Annotated in this window: 13 protein-coding genes; all 13 read left to right on the top strand. The window is 60.0% G+C overall.

What is annotated here, in order from left to right; genetic code table 11:
* The first annotated feature begins 229 nt into the window (after positions 1–229).
* Positions 230–1,702 carry a NarK family nitrate/nitrite MFS transporter gene (locus ABYM29_RS04655; RefSeq protein WP_372862729.1) on the top strand — a complete coding sequence of 491 codons (1,473 nt, stop codon included), beginning with the start codon at positions 230–232 and terminating at the stop codon, positions 1,700–1,702.
* 61 nt (positions 1,703–1,763) lie between these two features.
* On the top strand, positions 1,764–3,464 hold the full coding sequence (locus ABYM29_RS04650) for a protein kinase (RefSeq protein WP_372862726.1): 1,701 nt from the start codon (positions 1,764–1,766) through the stop codon (positions 3,462–3,464).
* Positions 3,465–3,829: 365 nt separating this feature from the next.
* Entirely contained in the window at positions 3,830–5,035 is a 1,206-nt protein-coding gene (locus tag ABYM29_RS04645; protein WP_372862724.1) for an alginate export family protein, read from the top strand.
* A gap of 146 nt (positions 5,036–5,181) precedes the next feature.
* Positions 5,182–6,552 (top strand): UDP-N-acetylmuramate:L-alanyl-gamma-D-glutamyl-meso-diaminopimelate ligase, encoded by a 1,371-nt coding sequence (gene mpl / locus ABYM29_RS04640; RefSeq protein ID WP_372862722.1) that lies wholly within the window; start codon positions 5,182–5,184, stop codon positions 6,550–6,552.
* Positions 6,553–6,555: 3 nt separating this feature from the next.
* On the top strand, positions 6,556–7,155 hold the full coding sequence (locus ABYM29_RS04635) for a flavin prenyltransferase UbiX (RefSeq protein ID WP_372862719.1): 600 nt from the start codon (positions 6,556–6,558) through the stop codon (positions 7,153–7,155).
* Between the two features lie 55 nt (positions 7,156–7,210).
* The gene (locus ABYM29_RS04630) at positions 7,211–9,865 is read left to right on the top strand and encodes an RND family transporter (RefSeq protein ID WP_372862716.1); all 2,655 of its coding nucleotides are present in this window, start codon (positions 7,211–7,213) and stop codon (positions 9,863–9,865) included.
* The gene (locus tag ABYM29_RS04625; protein WP_372862714.1) at positions 9,843–10,475 is read left to right on the top strand and encodes an LON peptidase substrate-binding domain-containing protein; all 633 of its coding nucleotides are present in this window, start codon (positions 9,843–9,845) and stop codon (positions 10,473–10,475) included. The genes ABYM29_RS04630 and ABYM29_RS04625 overlap by 23 nt, the downstream gene beginning before the upstream one ends.
* Before the next feature lie 128 nt (positions 10,476–10,603).
* Entirely contained in the window at positions 10,604–11,860 is a 1,257-nt protein-coding gene (locus ABYM29_RS04620; protein ID WP_372862712.1) for a glutamate-5-semialdehyde dehydrogenase, read from the top strand.
* Positions 11,861–11,875: 15 nt separating this feature from the next.
* The gene (nadD, locus tag ABYM29_RS04615; protein ID WP_372862709.1) at positions 11,876–12,547 is read left to right on the top strand and encodes a nicotinate-nucleotide adenylyltransferase; all 672 of its coding nucleotides are present in this window, start codon (positions 11,876–11,878) and stop codon (positions 12,545–12,547) included.
* The gene (rsfS, locus tag ABYM29_RS04610; RefSeq protein WP_372862707.1) at positions 12,547–12,912 is read left to right on the top strand and encodes a ribosome silencing factor; all 366 of its coding nucleotides are present in this window, start codon (positions 12,547–12,549) and stop codon (positions 12,910–12,912) included. Before nadD ends, rsfS begins: the two co-directional genes overlap by 1 nt.
* Complete coding sequence (rlmH, locus tag ABYM29_RS04605; RefSeq protein WP_372862704.1) at positions 12,902–13,369, top strand: 23S rRNA (pseudouridine(1915)-N(3))-methyltransferase RlmH; 468 nt, start codon at positions 12,902–12,904, stop codon at positions 13,367–13,369. Before rsfS ends, rlmH begins: the two co-directional genes overlap by 11 nt.
* Before the next feature lie 3 nt (positions 13,370–13,372).
* Positions 13,373–15,244, top strand: a complete 1,872-nt coding sequence (gene mrdA / locus ABYM29_RS04600; protein ID WP_372862702.1) for a penicillin-binding protein 2 — start codon at positions 13,373–13,375, stop codon at positions 15,242–15,244.
* Positions 15,237–15,790 (top strand): FtsW/RodA/SpoVE family cell cycle protein (locus tag ABYM29_RS04595; RefSeq protein WP_372862699.1); only part of this gene is annotated, 554 nt, incomplete at its 3' end. The genes mrdA and ABYM29_RS04595, both read left to right, overlap by 8 nt.

Raw genomic sequence — 15,790 nt, 5'->3', positions numbered from 1 at the left:
GTGTTGGCGGCGCGGCTGTCATGTCGTGGGGCGTCGTGCATCATTGCGGGGCGTCAATGTGATCGCGGGGTGGGGGGGAGTCTGCCGCTATTGTCTCCGGGGAGCCGTTTGCGCTCTGGAAATTTATTTTTATCCATTGTAAATCAATAGCTTATTGGGTTGTTTTGGGTTATTGGCACGGCGTTTGCTGTACAGCTGACAAATTCTTCGTCGGCTATATGGAGCTGTTATGTCGTCCTCTACTCTTAATGTGCTCGATCTCAAGCAGGATAAAATCCGCTTGCTGCATCTGAGCTGGTTTGCCTTCTTTTTGACCTTTGTTGTGTGGTTTAGCCACGCGCCAATGCTGGCTTCTATCAAAGAAGCATTTGACCTGACCGGCCAGCAAGTTAAAGCGCTGATGATTCTCAACGTCGCGCTGACCATTCCCGCCCGGGTGATTGTCGGCATGTTGGTCGATCGCTTCGGCCCGCGTATTGTTTACGCCGCGCTGCTGGTCAGCGGCGGTGCCATGTGTATCGCCTTTGCCTTTGCCGATAGCTACGAAACGATTGCCCTGCTGCGCTTTTTGATGGGCTTTATCGGCGCTGGCTTTGTGATCGGTATTCGCCTGGTGGGCGAGTGGTTCCCGGCGCGTCAAGTCGGTCTGGCCGAAGGTGTTTACGGCGGCTGGGGTAACTTTGGCTCGGCGGCGGCGGCGATGAGCCTGCCGACACTGGCGCTGCTTTACGGCGGTGATGACGGCTGGCGCTATGCCATTGCCACCACCGGTGTCATGGCAATGGTCTACGGTTTGTTCTTTTACAGCCGCGCGCGCAACACGCCCAAAGGCTCTACCTACTTCAAGCCCAAGAAGAGTGGCGGTCTGGTGGTCACCAGTAAGCGTGACCTGGTGTTCTATATCGCTATGTGTGTGCCCATGTATGCGGCACTGGCGGTACTGACCTGGAAATTGTCGCCGCAAAATCTCGGCCTGCTGAACGAAACCGCAGCGCTGGCGCTCTACTGTGGATTGGTGGTGTTGTTTGTATTTCAAGTCAGCCAGATTCTGCGAGTGAATCAGGATGTGCTCAACAATGTCGACATCCCGGAAATGCAGAAATACCCCTTTAAGCAAGTGGCGATTTTGAATGTTGCCTACCTGGTAACCTTCGGCTCAGAATTGGCCGTGGTGTCAATGCTGCCGCTGTTCTTTATGGATACCTTTGAGCTGAGCGCGGTGAAAGCCGGTATGCTGGCCTCGGGCTTCGCCTTTATGAATCTGGTCGCGCGCCCCGGTGGCGGTTATCTGTCAGACAAATTCGGTCGTCGCCGTTCACTCAGCATCCTGATTTGCGGCCTGGCCGCCGGCTATATGCTGCTTAGCCAAATCACCTCGGATTGGCCGATCTGGTTGGCGGTAATTTCTACCATGTGCTGCTCGTTCTTTGTGCAGGCCGGTGAAGGTGCCGTATTTGCGATCGTGCCGCTGGTTAAGCGCAGCATGACGGGACAGATTGCTGGTATGACCGGTGCCTACGGCAACGTCGGTGCAGTGATCTTCCTGACGGTATTGAGCTTTGTCGACGCCTCCAGCTTCTTTATGGTGATCGCTGCCTGTGCCGCCTTCGTGTTTGTTGCCGTGCAGTTTATGACCGAACCCAAGGGGCATATTGCCGAATACAATGACGACGGCAGTGTGGCGCTGATCGAAGTGAGCTGATCAGCGCGGCCGCGCCGCGCCCTTAATCAAGGAGAGTACTGCCTTGCACCTAGATGGTGGATTGCAACTGACCATAGCCCAGCGCAGTAGCGCTGGGCTTAAGTCGTTTAATGAGGACAGCCTCGGCGTGCGTGTGCCCGACGATTCGCTGCTCACTATTAAGGGGGCTGTCGCGGTTATTGCCGATGGTGTGTCGGCGGCCGAGGCGGGCAAGGAGGCGGCCGAGAGCTGCGTCACCGGTTTTCTCAGTGATTATTTTTCCACGCCCGATGCCTGGTCGGTCAAGCGCTCGGCGCAGCAGGTGCTCAACGCTCTGAATCGCTGGCTGTTTGCCCAGGGTCAGGGCTATGCCCAGGCGGAAAAGGGCTATGTATCGACCCTCAGCGTGGCGGTGTTCAAGTCGCAGCTGGCGCACTTGTTCCACGTTGGCGACAGCCGTATCTATCGCCTGCGCGATGGCGAGCTGGAGCAGCTGACCCGCGATCACGCCCGCCGCATCAGTGCGGGTCACGCCTATTTAACCCGCGCCATGGGCCTGGATATCAACCTCGATGTCGACTACCGGGCAGTGGATGTCTGCTGTGGCGATGTGTTTATGCTGAGCACCGATGGCGTGCACGATTTCCTGGCGGCTGAGCAGCTGCAGGCGTTAATTGTTGGTGCCGGCGGCGATCTCGACGCCGCCTGCGAACGGCTGATTGCCGCGGCGCTGGAGGCCGGCAGCAATGACAATCTGAGCTGCCAGCTGCTGCGCGTTGAGGCGTTGCCGCTGGCCGATGTCGAAGATGTCTACCGCAAGTTGACCGAGCTACCCTTCCCGCCGCCGCTGTCCGAGGGCGCGGTGATCGATGGTTTAGTGGTGGAGGAGGAGATTCACGCCAGTCCGCGCAGCCAGCTATACAAGGTGTTTGATGCCACGGCGGATCGTCACTATGTGATGAAAACGCCGTCGCTGCACTACCTCGACGACGCGGCTTATATCGAGCGTTTTGTGTTGGAAAGCTGGATCGGTCGGCGCATCGACCACCCGGCGGTGGTGTCGATAGTGGAGCCGCCGCAGCGGCCGACTAGCCTCTACTATTTGGCTGAGTACGTGTCGGGCCAGACACTGGGGCAGTGGATGGCGGGTCGCGACAAGGCGGCGGTCAGCGCGGCGGTGGCGATGCTTGCCAAGGTTGCCCGCGGCCTGCAGGCCATGCACCGCCGCGACACCCTGCACCAGGATATCAAGCCCGACAATGTCTTGGTGGCCGATGACGGCAGTGTGCGCATTATCGACTTTGGCAGCTGCCATGTCGCCGGATTGGCGGAAATTGCGGCGCCGCTGCAGCGCGACCACATTCTTGGTACCGCGCAGTACTCCGCGCCAGAGCATGTGTTGAGAAAGCCACCGAGCGCGCGCGCCGACCAGTTTTCGCTGGCCGTGCTGGCCTACGAAATGCTGACCGGCAAGCTGCCCTATGAGGGCAAACTGGAGCAGTGTCGCAGCGCTGCCGACTACGCGCGGCTGCGCTATATTTCCGCCTGTGAATACAATCCCCATGTGCCGTTTTGGCTGGACCGCGCGCTGAAACGGGCGCTGAGTATCAATGCCGATTTGCGCTACCACGATATCGCCGAGTTTGTTCACGATCTGCAGCACCCCAATCCCGACTATCAGCAGGCGCAGTTCCAGCCGCTGATTCAGCGTCATCCGCTGCGTTTTTGGCAGGGTGTGAGTTTTGCTCTGCTGCTGGCGCTGCTGTGGAGCTTGAATCGCTGACCATGGCTGCGCCACGATTGTGCGCGTCGGCAAGGTTTTGGCGCGCCGGGGCGGCTGCGTTTCGGTGCGCCTCGGCTTCATTGTGAGTCGCATCTTTTTGCGGGTGCGCCTCGTGCTGGTTCGCAGGCCCCGTCAACGCCTTTCTCAGTCTATTTTCTATTGTTAACTCATTGATATTAATCGGTTTTCAAAAATATTTTCCTGGCATGCCTAGTCTGGCATAGGCCTTGCTAAATACTGCTTGAGCGAAATGCGGTGGCCATTGCGGCTGCTTGCCAGTGATAAATTCGCCAACAATTTTTCGCCATGGCTGGGCCGTTAGGTGCCGCCACAAGATAGCTAAAGACTACTAGGAGATAAGCGGTATGACAGTTTATTCAAAAGCGGCGCTGGCCGTGGCCATTGCCGGCTGTGCGGCGGCGATTCCTGCCCAGGCCGCCGACAGCGTTGCCGAGGCCTTGAGCGACGGTAAGGCCTATGGCGATTTTCGCCTGCGCTATGAATCGGTGGAGCAAGACAACGGGCTGGACGACGCCAGCGCACTGACGCTGCGTACCAAGCTGGGTTATCAGACCGGCAGCGTCAGCGGTTTCTCCGCCACCGTGGAAATGGAAGATACCCGCATTGTCGCGGGTGAGGGCGATTACAGTGTACCGCCTAGCGGCTATAAAACCGGGCAGTATTCGGTGATTGCCGACCCTGAAACCACTGAGTTGGATCAGGCTTTTGTGCAATATACGCAGGGCGGGGTAACGGCTAAGCTGGGTCGTCAGGTCATTGCCTTCGATGGTCACCGCCATGTTGGTCACGTTGGCTGGCGGCAGGACAAACAGACCTTTGACGGCTTGAGTATGGCCTATAAGGCCAGCGACAAACTGTCGCTGAACTACGCCTATATTAACCAGCGCAATCGCATTTTTGCTGAGGCTGCCGACCTCGACAGCAAGGACCATCTGGTCAATGCCAGCTATCAGACCGGCGCGGGTAAACTCACCGCCTATTCCTATCTGTTGGAGCTGGATCAGGGCAATGAGGCGACGCTGGATACCTACGGTTTGAGCTTCAGCGGCGCCGCCCCGGCCGGCAACACAAAGCTGTTGTACAGCGTCGAGTACGCGACGCAGTCGGCCGAAGCCGGTGCCAATGAGGCCGATGCCGACTATCTGTTGCTTGAGGGGGGTGTCAGCGCTGCAGGGCTGACTGCCAAGCTCGGTTACGAAGTGCTGGGCAGTGATGACGGCGCCTACGGCTTTGCCACGCCGCTGGCCACGCTGCACAAATTTAACGGTTGGGCGGATATTTTCCTCAACACCCCGGCGGGCGGTTTGGTAGACAGCTATGTGTCGCTGGGTGGAAGCTTGGCCGGCGGCAAGTGGGCACTGGCTTACCACGACTACAGCGCCGATGACGACAGCAGTGGTGTCGATAACTACGGCAGTGAGGTCAATGCGGTGTACAGCAAGAAATTCGGCAAGCACTATTCGGCGGGCGTGAAGTACGCCGCCTATTCGGCCGATGAGTTGGCGGTTGATACCGACAAGCTGTGGCTGTGGGTGGGCGCCTCTTTCTAAGGCGTCGATTGGCAGTGACAAAAAGGCCGGGCTTTGCCCGGCCTTTTTTTTGGGGAGCGGGTCTGCCGCGGCGGCGCCAGACCGTAGAGCTTACCCGGGGCCGGTGATACCATGCTCGCCACTATTCCTTGGTCGAAGCACAAGTAATGCATATTCACATCCTCGGTATTTGCGGCACCTTCATGGGCGGCCTCGCCAGTTTGGCCCGGCAGCTGGGGCACCGGGTCACCGGCTCCGATGCCAACGTGTATCCGCCGATGAGCACCCAGCTGGAAGCTCAGGGCATCGAGTTAATGGAGGGCTATGAGCCCGCCCACCTCGACCCGGCGCCGGATCTGGTGGTGGTGGGCAATGCCATGTCGCGGGGCAATGCGGCCGTTGAATATATGTTGGAGCGCGGCCTGCCCTATACCTCGGGGCCGCAGTGGCTGAGTGACCATGTACTGCAGGGGCGCTGGGTGCTGGCCTGCTCGGGTACCCACGGCAAAACCACTACCAGTAGTATGCTCGCCTGGATCTTGCAAGATTGCGGTTACGATCCGGGGTTTTTGATCGGCGGTGTGCCGGCCGATTTCGGTCTGTCGGCGCGGTTGGGTGACTCCGATTTTTTTGTTATCGAGGCCGATGAGTACGACAGCGCCTTTTTCGACAAACGCTCCAAGTTTGTCCATTACCGCCCACGCACGCTGATTATTAACAACCTCGAATTCGATCACGCCGATATTTTTGACAACCTGCAGGCCATACAGCGCCAGTTTCACCACGTGGTGCGCACGGTGCCGGCCAGTGGCCGGATAATTTACCCGGCGGCGGTGGTGGCTATCGACGACACCCTGGCGCTGGGTTGCTGGAGCGAGCGCGAGGAGCTGAGCGTCAGCGGCGCCGATGCCGCCTGGCAGTCGGCGCAATGCAGTGACGATTACTCCCGTTTCACGGTGCTGCATCAGGGGCGCGAGCAGGGCGAGGTCAGTTGGTCGCATACCGGTGCCCACAATGTCGCCAATGCACTGGCCGCGATTGCGGCAGCTCGTCATGTCGGTGTATTGCCGGCCGACAGTATTGCTTCCTTGGGGCGCTTTCAGGGCGTGAAACGGCGGATGGAGCTGCTGGGCTGCATTGATGGCGTGTCGGTCTACGACGATTTTGCCCACCACCCTACCGCCATTGAAACCACCCTGCAGGGCCTGCGCGGCCGGGTGAAGGACGGTGGTCGAATTATTGCGCTGATAGAACCGCGATCGAATACCATGCGTATGGGGATCTACCAAGATCGTTTGGCGGCCTCCACGGCGGCCGCTGACGAAGTCATTTGGTACCAGCCGCCGGGTTTAAACTGGTCGCTGGATGGCGTGATTGCCGACAGTCAGGTGCCGGCGCGTTTGAGTAGCGATCTTGCCGGCTGCGTGCGTTCGCTGGCGGCGATGCTGCGCGCTGGCGACCACTTGGTGATTATGAGTAACGGCGGTTTCGGCGGCGTGCATCAGCAAATGCTCAACGCGCTGCGTAACAGGGAGTAGGTGATGGAGTCTGTCACACTGGCAATGACCGGAGCATCGGGGGCGCAGTACGGCCTGCGCTTGCTGGAGTGTTTGCTGGCGGCGGGATGTCCGGTGCATTTTATGATCTCCAAGGCGGCGCTGCTGGTGGTGGCGACGGAAACGGATGACAACTTGCCGGCCAAGCCCCAGGCGCTGCACAAGTATCTGGTGGCGCGCTTTGGCTGTGACCCCGCGCAGCTGCAGGTACACGGCCCGGAAGACTGGATGGCCGCAGTGGCCTCGGGCAGCGGTGCGCCGACACGGATGGTGGTGTGTCCGGCCAGTACCGGCACGCTGTCGGCGATTGCTTGCGGCGCCAGCAACAATTTGATCGAACGCGCGGCCGATGTGGTACTCAAAGAGCGGCGCCAGTTGGTGTTGGTAACGCGGGAAATGCCCTTGTCGAGCATTCATCTGCAACATATGCTCAGCCTCAGTCAAATGGGCGCCACCATCATGCCGGCATCGCCGGGCTTTTATCGCCGCCCCCGTAGCGTCGACGATATCGTCGATTTTGTGGTGGCGCGGGTATTGGACCATCTCGGTGTGGCGCAGACACTGCTGCCGCGCTGGGGTGAATAAACGACTTTCTCTCGTGAATTATTGGGCATTGCTGCCCGGCAATTAAGGAACTCTAATGACTGCGCGGTTCGCCAGCCTGTATCAAGCATTGATTCTTCGCAACGCTCCCTGGGTTTTACTGGTGTTGTTTGTGGTAATTGGCTTTCTCGGTAGCTATATCCCCGGCATGAAGCTCGATGCGTCTTCTGAAGCACTGGTGCTCGAAGGCGACACCTCGCTGGAGTACTTTCGCGAGATCAGCAAACGTTACCAGACAGAAGACTTTTTGCTGGTGACCTATCAGCCCGAGGGCGATTTGTTTGCCCAGCCGCAGCTGGCGACGCTGGCACGGCTGCGCGACGACTTGGCGGCGCTGCCCCAGGTGTCCAGCATCAACTCCATTCTCGATGTGCCGCTGTTGCAGAGCCCTCCAGTCAGCCTGGCTGATGTCACCGGCGGAGACATTCCCACCCTGGGTGCCGGCACCGCCAATGTTGATATGGCGCGCCAGGAGTTTGCCAACAGTCCGATTTACCGTTCGCTGCTCACCAGCCCCGACGGCAAGACCACGGCCCTGCAGGTGAACTTGCAGCGCGACGACAAGTTTTATCGCCTGTTGGATGAGCGCGATGCACTTCGCGCGCAGGCCAAGCAGGGGGTATTGACTGCCGATGGGCAGCGGCAGTTGGCGCAGGCCGAAAAAGCGTTTAGCGATTACGTAAGCGAAGTTCACGAAAGTCAGGAAGAGCTGGTCTCGCAAGCGCGGGCGGTGTTGGACGACTATCGCAACGGCGCCAAGTTGTTTCTCGGCGGTGTGCCGATGATCACCGTGGACATGATCGACTTTGTGAAAAGTGATCTGAAAGTGTTTGGCAGCGGCATTCTGCTGTTTATCGTCGTGCTGCTGCTGGTGATTTTTGGCAGTCCGCGCTGGGTGCTGATCCCGCTGCTTAATTGTGTGCTCACCGTGGTCTTTATGCTTGGCCTGTTGGCGTTTTTGGACTGGCGGTTGACGGTCATCTCGGCCAATTTTGTCGCGCTGCTGCTGATTATCACCCTGGCGATCACCATCCACTTGGTGGTGCGCTACCGCGAATTGTCGGCGCTGGCGCCGCAGAGCACGCAGCTGCAGCGCGTTAGCGATACCGTGAGTTTGATGGCGCGGCCCTGTATTTATACCGCGCTGACCACGCTGGTGGCCTTCGCCTCGCTGGTGGTCAGCGGTATTCGCCCGGTGATCGACTTTGGCTGGATGATGTCGATGGGGGTGACCGCGGCACTGCTGCTCAGCTTCCTGGTGCTACCCTGCGTGTTGATGCTGCTGCCCGCCCGCGACGAGAAGGGTGGCGCCGGCGGCGAAGGTTCATTTACGCGCTATTTTGCCGTGGCGACCGAACGCTTTGGCGGCACGATTTTGCTGGTATCGGTGCTGCTGTTGTTGCTCAGTGGCTGGGGAATTTCCCAGTTGAAAGTGGAAAATCGCTTTATTGATTACTTCCATCAAGACACGGAAATCTATCAGGGCATGGAAACGATTGATGCCGAGTTGGGCGGCACCATTGGTCTGGACATCATTCTCAACCGGCCCAGCGACAAAGCCGTTGCGGTGCTTGACGAGCCGCAGGCGCCGGTCGACAGCGCGGTCGCTGAAGCTGCTGCCGCGGAGTTTGACCAGCTGTTTGGCGACGGCGGCCCCGACGATGGCGGCGCCGATGATTTTGCCGCAGACAGCAGCTTTGCCGGCGATGACTTTGCCGATGATTTTGCCGATGACTTCGGCGGTGCAGACGATTTTGGCGCGGCTGCTGGCAGTGCCGGTGCCAGTCAAAGTGCCTGGTTTACGGTGGCGGGAATGCGCCGGATTCAGGACGTGCACAACTATCTCGACGGCCTGCCTGAGACCGGTAAGGTGTTGTCGCTGGCCACATTTTACGAGCTGATGCAGATGATCATGGGCAATGTCGACGACCTGCAGCTAGCGTTGGCGGAGCGCTCCTTGCCCGAGTCGATCAGCGGTATTTTGCTCGACCCGTATTTGTCGCCAGAGGTTGACCAGGCGCGCATCAGCTTGCGTGTGAAAGAGACCAGTCACAGCCTGGAGCGCAATGAATTTCTCAAGCAGGTGCGGCGCCATTTGATTGACGAGATGGGGTTTGAGGAGGAACAGGTAGAGCTGACCGGCCTGCTGGTGTTGTACAACAATATGCTGCAAAGCCTATTTACCTCGCAGATCCTCACCCTGGCGGCGGTGTTTGTCGCGATTCTGGCGATGTTCGTGGTGCTGTTTCGCTCCTTAAGCCTGGCGATGATCGCCCTGACGCCCAATTTGCTGGCGGCCGGCGCGGTGCTCGGCGGCATGGGGCTGGCGGGTATCCCGCTGGACATGATGACCATTACCATAGCTGCCATCACCGTGGGAATCGGTGTGGACGACACGATTCACTACGTACATCGCTTTCGCGACGAGTTCCCCCGCGATCGCAACTACCTGCAAACCATGTACCGCTGTCACGGTAGTATCGGTAAGGCGATGTATTACACCTCGGTGATTATTGTCTTTGGCTTCTCTATTTTGGCGCTGTCTAATTTCAACCCCAGTATCTACTTTGGCCTGCTTACCGGCTTGGCGATGGTGGCGGCGCTGCTCGGCGCCATGCTGCTGCTGCCTAAGTTGATACTGATGCTTAAGCCGCTGGGGCCGGAAAACAATGCTCAACAAAGCAGGGGTTGATGCCGCGATGGCGATTGAGCAACAAGATGACTACCCGCTATTCCCGCTGGGCTCGGTATTGTTTCCCGGCGGGCGCCTGGCACTGCGAATTTTTGAGCGCCGCTATCTGGACCTGGTGACCCAGACCCTGCGCGAGCAGGGCAGTTTCGGCATTGTGTACCTGCATGCTGGCAGCGAAGTGGCCGGCGCGGGTGACGCGCAGCGCCTGGCGGCGGTGGGCTGCGAGGCGAATATCGTCGACTGGGACCAAACCGAGGACGGTTTGCTGGGGGTGGTCGTTGAGGGTGGCCGCCGCTTTCGCCTGGACTACAGCTACCGCGACGATAGCGGCTTGCAGCGCGGCCGGGTGCAGTGGCTGGAGGAGCCCGAAGACGTGCCGCTGCCGGAAACCACCGAGGAGCTGGCGGCGCTGCTCGCCCAGTTGGTGGAGCATCCCCATGTTCAGCGCATGGGCTTTAGTGCCGATGTCAACGGTGCCGGGGAGCTGGTCAATCGCCTGGCGCAGCTGCTGCCCTTGGATGCCGCTGATGTCTATCCGCTGCTGGAAGTGGATGATCCACTGGCCCGGCTCGACGCCCTGCACATGCTTTTGGACGGTCTCTCGCTGTAGGTCCACTGGCTGGGTGTACTGCGGGGTGTTGCCGCGTAGTGAGTCCCGTCGCATTCCGGTATACTGTGCGCTTTTTCCGCAACCGGCGGTCGCCGGTTTTAGCGCAGGGCTCAAGGGGATTCGCGTAGATGGACGTCAAACAGTATATGCAGCAGCTGGGACAGCAGGCTCGCGCCGCTTCGCGGCTGTTGGCCGCTGCTGACAGCGGGGTGAAAAACCGCGCACTACTGGCTATTGCTGAGGCCGTGGATGCTGCGCGCCCGGCCATCGCCGAGGCGAACCAAAAAGACCTCAAGGCCGGTGAGGCCGCCGGCCTCGACGCCGCATTGCTCGACCGTCTGGCGCTGACCGCGGCGGGCATAGACGCGGTGATTGAAGGCCTGAAGCAGGTTGCGGCGCTGCCCGACCCGGTGGGCGCAATCAGCGACATGAACTACCGCCCCAGTGGCATTCAAGTAGGCAAAATGCGCGTGCCGCTCGGTGTGGTCGGTATTATTTACGAGTCGCGCCCCAATGTGACCGCCGAGGCCGCCAGCCTCTGCCTGAAGTCCGGCAATGCCGCCATTTTGCGCGGCGGCTCGGAGGCGATTCATTCTAACCAGGCGCTGGCCGCCTGTATTCGTCAGGGCCTGGCCGCTGCCGGCCTGCCGGAAACCGCCGTGCAAGTGCTGGAAACCACCGATCGCGCCGCCGTTGGTGAGCTGATTACCATGCCCGAATACGTCGATGTGATTGTGCCGCGCGGCGGCAAGGGCCTGATCGAGCGTATTTCGCGCGACGCCCAGGTAACGGTCATTAAGCACCTCGACGGTATTTGCCACGTGTATATCGACGATGCCGCCGACGCCGCCAAGGCCCGCGCTATTGCCGTGAATGCCAAGGCCCAGCGCTTTGGCACCTGCAATACCATGGAAACCCTGTTGATTGCCGAGAGCCGCGCCGAAGAGCTGCTGCCCGGTATCGCCGACGACCTGCAGGCCGCCGGTGTCGAGCTGCGCGGCTGTCCGCGCACCCGGCAGGTGCTGATGGGGGCCGTGGAAGCCACTGAGGAAGACTGGGCCACCGAGTACCTGGCGCCCATTCTGTCGGTCAAGGTGGTCGCCGGTATCGACGAGGCGATGGCGCATATCGCCCGCTACAGCTCCGGGCACACCGAATCCATTGTCACCGAAAACTACACCCTGGCGCGGCGTTTCCTGCGCGAGGTCGACTCCAGCTCGGTGATGATCAATGCCTCTACGCGCTTTGCCGACGGCTTTGAATACGGCCTGGGCGCCGAGATTGGCATCTCCACCGATAAAATTCACGCCCGCGGGCCGGTTGGTTTAGAGGGTCTGACTTCCCAGAAATGGGTGGTGTTTGGCGATGGCCATGTGCGCGGCTAAGGCGATGCATTGCTGATGGCCGCGTCGCGTCGGCACATTGTGGTATTTGGCGGCACCTTTGACCCGATCCACAACGGGCATTTGCGCTCAGCCATCGAACTGCGCGAACTGTTGGTGGCCGACGAAGTGCGCTTGATGCCCAGCCATCAGCCGCCGCTGCGCGGGCGCCCCGGTGCCAGCAGTGCGCAGCGTTTGGCGATGGTCGAGGCGGCGGTGGCCGAAGTGCCTGAACTGCAGGTCGACGACCGCGAGCTGCGTCGCGACGGCGCCTCGTATACCGTCGACAGCCTGCGCGAGATGCGCCAGGAGCTGGGCGACGAGGTGGCGCTGACCGCCGTGGTCGGCAGTGATGCCTATGCCAAGCTGCACCGTTGGCAGCACTGGCAGCAGTTGTTGGACTACGCCAATCTTATGGTCATTGAGCGGGCCGATCACCCGCTGCAGGCCGATGCCGTGGTGGCCGACACCATGGCCGCGTGCCGCGTCGCCCTTGCCGCCGATTTGGGTCGCCGGGCGGCGGGCGGTTTTTATAGTAGTAAGCTGATACAGCTGCCGATCTCCGCTACCGATATCCGCGACCGTTTGGCGGCCGGGCGCTCTATTCATTACCTGCTGCCCGCTGCGGTGGCAGAGCAAATTGCCCGTTGGGGCCTCTATCAAGATACGCAAACAGGAACTGAGAATTAATGGCCGTTGAGCAATTGAAAACCCTGGTGATTGACGCACTGGAAGACCTGAAAGGGCGCGACATCACCACACTGGATGTTCGCGGTATCAGCGGCGTCACCGATTATATGGTGATCTGTAGTGGTACTTCTAACCGCCATGTTAAGTCCCTCGCTGACAATGTTTGGGTAGACGCCAAGAAAGCCGGCTTCACCCCGCTGGGCATGGAAGGGCAGCAGACCGCTGACTGGGTGTTGGTGGACTTTGGCGATGTCGTTGTGCACATCATGTTGCCCGAAGCGCGTCTGTTCTACGATTTGGAGCGCCTGTGGCAAGTGCCTGCGGCCGGCGACAGTGACAGCAGCGACGGTGCTGATGAGAGTTAGCCTGCTCTGTATCGGCGGCAAAATGCCCGACTGGGTGGAGGCCGGGGTGGCGGAATACCGCAAGCGGCTGCCGCCCGAAATACAGTTTGATATCCGCGAGTTGCCGCTGGCTAAGCGCGGGAAAAACACCGATATTCGCCGCGCCATTGCCCAAGAGGGCGAGGCGATGATGGCGGCCATCCCCCGCGGGGACCGCATTATTGCCCTGGATGTGCGCGGCCGCTCGATCAGCACCGAGTCGCTGGCCAAGTCGCTGTCGCAATGGCGCATGGAGGGCGATAACGTCAGTATTTTGGTTGGTGGCCCAGACGGTCTGGCGGCAGAGTGCCTGTCGGCCGCAGTGGAAAAGTGGTCGATGTCGGCGATGACCTTGCCACATCCGCTGGTAAGGGTTATGTTCGCCGAGCAGCTGTATCGCGCGTGGACGATACTTGCCAGTCACCCCTATCACCGCTGATTAATGGCCAAACTACCCAGACGCCAGTTACTGAAGAATACCTATTACGAGCGCAGCATATACAAGCGCCGCATGCTGGTGTCTATCGTTATGCTGCTGGTGATGACCAGTATCCTGGTATCGCGCTATACCCAGTTGCAAATCTTTGACTACGACATCTATAAAACCCAGTCCGACCGCAACCGCATTCAGTTAATGCCCATCGCCCCCAAGCGCGGGCTGATTTTCGATCGCAACGGCGTGTTGCTGGCGGAAAATATTCCCAGCTATACCCTCAGTGTGGTGCGCGAGCGAGTGAAGTCGCTGGACGAGACGCTGGCGCTTATCAGCAGTCTCGTCGAACTCAGTGACGACGACATCGAACAGTTCGAAAAACGTCTGCGTCGCCGCCGTCCCTACGAAGAGGTGCCGCTGAAATTTCGCCTTAGCGAAGCCGAAATCGCTGCCATTGCCGTCAATCGTCACCGCATGCCCGGCGTGGATATCGACGCCCAGTTGGTGCGCCACTACCCCCAGGGTGAGCTGTTTGCCCATGTGCTGGGCTATGTCGGGCGGGTGAGTGAAAGCGAGCAGGATGTTATCGACCCGGTGAATTACAGCGGCACCCACCATATTGGCAAGATTGGTCTGGAAAAATACTACGAAGAACTGTTGCACGGCACGGTGGGCTATCAAAACGTCGAAAGTAATGCCCACGGCCGTATTTTACGGGTGCTGGAGCGCCACGACCCCCTGCCCGGTGGTGATATACAGTTGCACCTCGATGCCCACGTGCAGCGCGTCGCCTTTGAGGCCATGGCGGGGCGGCGCGGCGCGGCCGTGGCGATCAACCCGAAAACCGGTGGGGTTATCGCACTGCTGAGCACCCCGAGCTACGACGCCAATCTGTTTGTCAGCGGCATCAGCGGTCGCGACTACCGGGCGCTGCAGAACGACAACGACCTGCCGCTGTACAACCGCGCCTTGCAGGGCCAGTACCCGCCGGCGTCGACGGTAAAGCCGATTTGGGCACTGGCCGGCATGTACTACGGCGCCGTGACACCGGCGACCCGCTATGCCGACCCCGGTTTTTTTAGTCTGCCCAACGACAGTCGCCGCTACCGCGACTGGAAGCGCGGCGGTCACGGTTTTACCGTGAATATGGAGCAGGCTATCGCAGAAAGCTGCGATGTGTATTTTTACGAGCTGGCCTATAAGCTGGGTATTGATCGCCTGCACGCCTTTGGCGAGCGCTTTGGCCTGGGCAAGGTCACCGGCATCGATAATACCAACGAGCGCGGTGGCTTGTTGCCGTCTCGCCAATGGAAGCAGGAGACGCGCGGCAGTCACTGGTACCCCGGCGAAACCATTAACGTGGGCATCGGTCAGGGGTTTATGTTGGCGACGCCGCTGCAGATTGCGGTGGCCACCTCGGTGCTCGCCTCGCGGGGTGAGCTGCGGGCGCCGCGCCTGCTCGCCGCTGTGGGTGGGGCCGAGGTCGAGGCGCCGCTGCTCGGCAAAATGGAAGATGTGCCCGAGGCCTATTGGGACGCCATTAACCATTCCATGGAACAGGTGATTTATGACAGCCGCGGTACCGGTCGCTCGCTGCGCCCCGGTCTGCAGTATCGACTGGCCGGTAAAACGGGAACCGCCCAGGTGGTGGGGATTGCGGCGGGCGAAAAATATGACTCTGAGTCACTGGAAAAGCGCAAGCGCGATCACGCCCTGTTTGTTGCCTTTGCGCCCTCCGAAGACCCGCAAATCGCGGTGGCGGTGATTGTTGAAAATGGCGAGAGCGGCGGCGGTGTGGCCGGGCCGGTGGCCAAAGCGATGATCGATGCCTACCTATTGGGCGAGCCGCCCTTGCCCGGCGAGGAAAGTAGCGATGAATAATTCGGATTTTGTGCGTCAGCTACCCAGCGGCAGCGGCCCCATGCACAGCCAGCGCAGCCTGTCTCAGCGTCTGCGCATCGACCCGGTGTTACTGTTCTTACTGCTGTTGCTAAGTGGTGTCGGGCTGATGGTGCTGTACAGCGCCAGCGATGAAAGCACTGGCGCGGTGCTGCGTCAGGGGCGCTTTTTGTCGGTGGCTTTTGTCGCCATGATTCTGGTGGCCCAGCTGCACCCGGAACAGTTACAGCGCTGGGCGCCGTTTGCCTTTGCCGGCTGTATCGTGCTGTTGCTGGCGGTACATTTCTTTGGTGTGGGTGCCAAGGGCGCGCAGCGCTGGTTGTCGCTGGGCGGCTTTCGCTTCCAGCCTTCGGAATTGGCCAAGCTGATCATGCCGATGACCGTGGCCTGGCACCTGTCCAATCACCCCTTGCCGCCGGGGTGGCGGCATACCGCCACCAGTCTGGTGCTGATCTTTGTGCCGACATTGCTGGTGGCCACGCAACCGGATTTGGGCACCTCTATTTTGATCGCCACCTCGGGGCTGTT

This window comes from Spongiibacter sp. (assembly GCF_041602295.1).
Classification (GTDB): Bacteria; Pseudomonadota; Gammaproteobacteria; order Pseudomonadales; family Spongiibacteraceae; genus Spongiibacter.
This window is presented reverse-complemented; position numbering and strand designations above follow the sequence as displayed.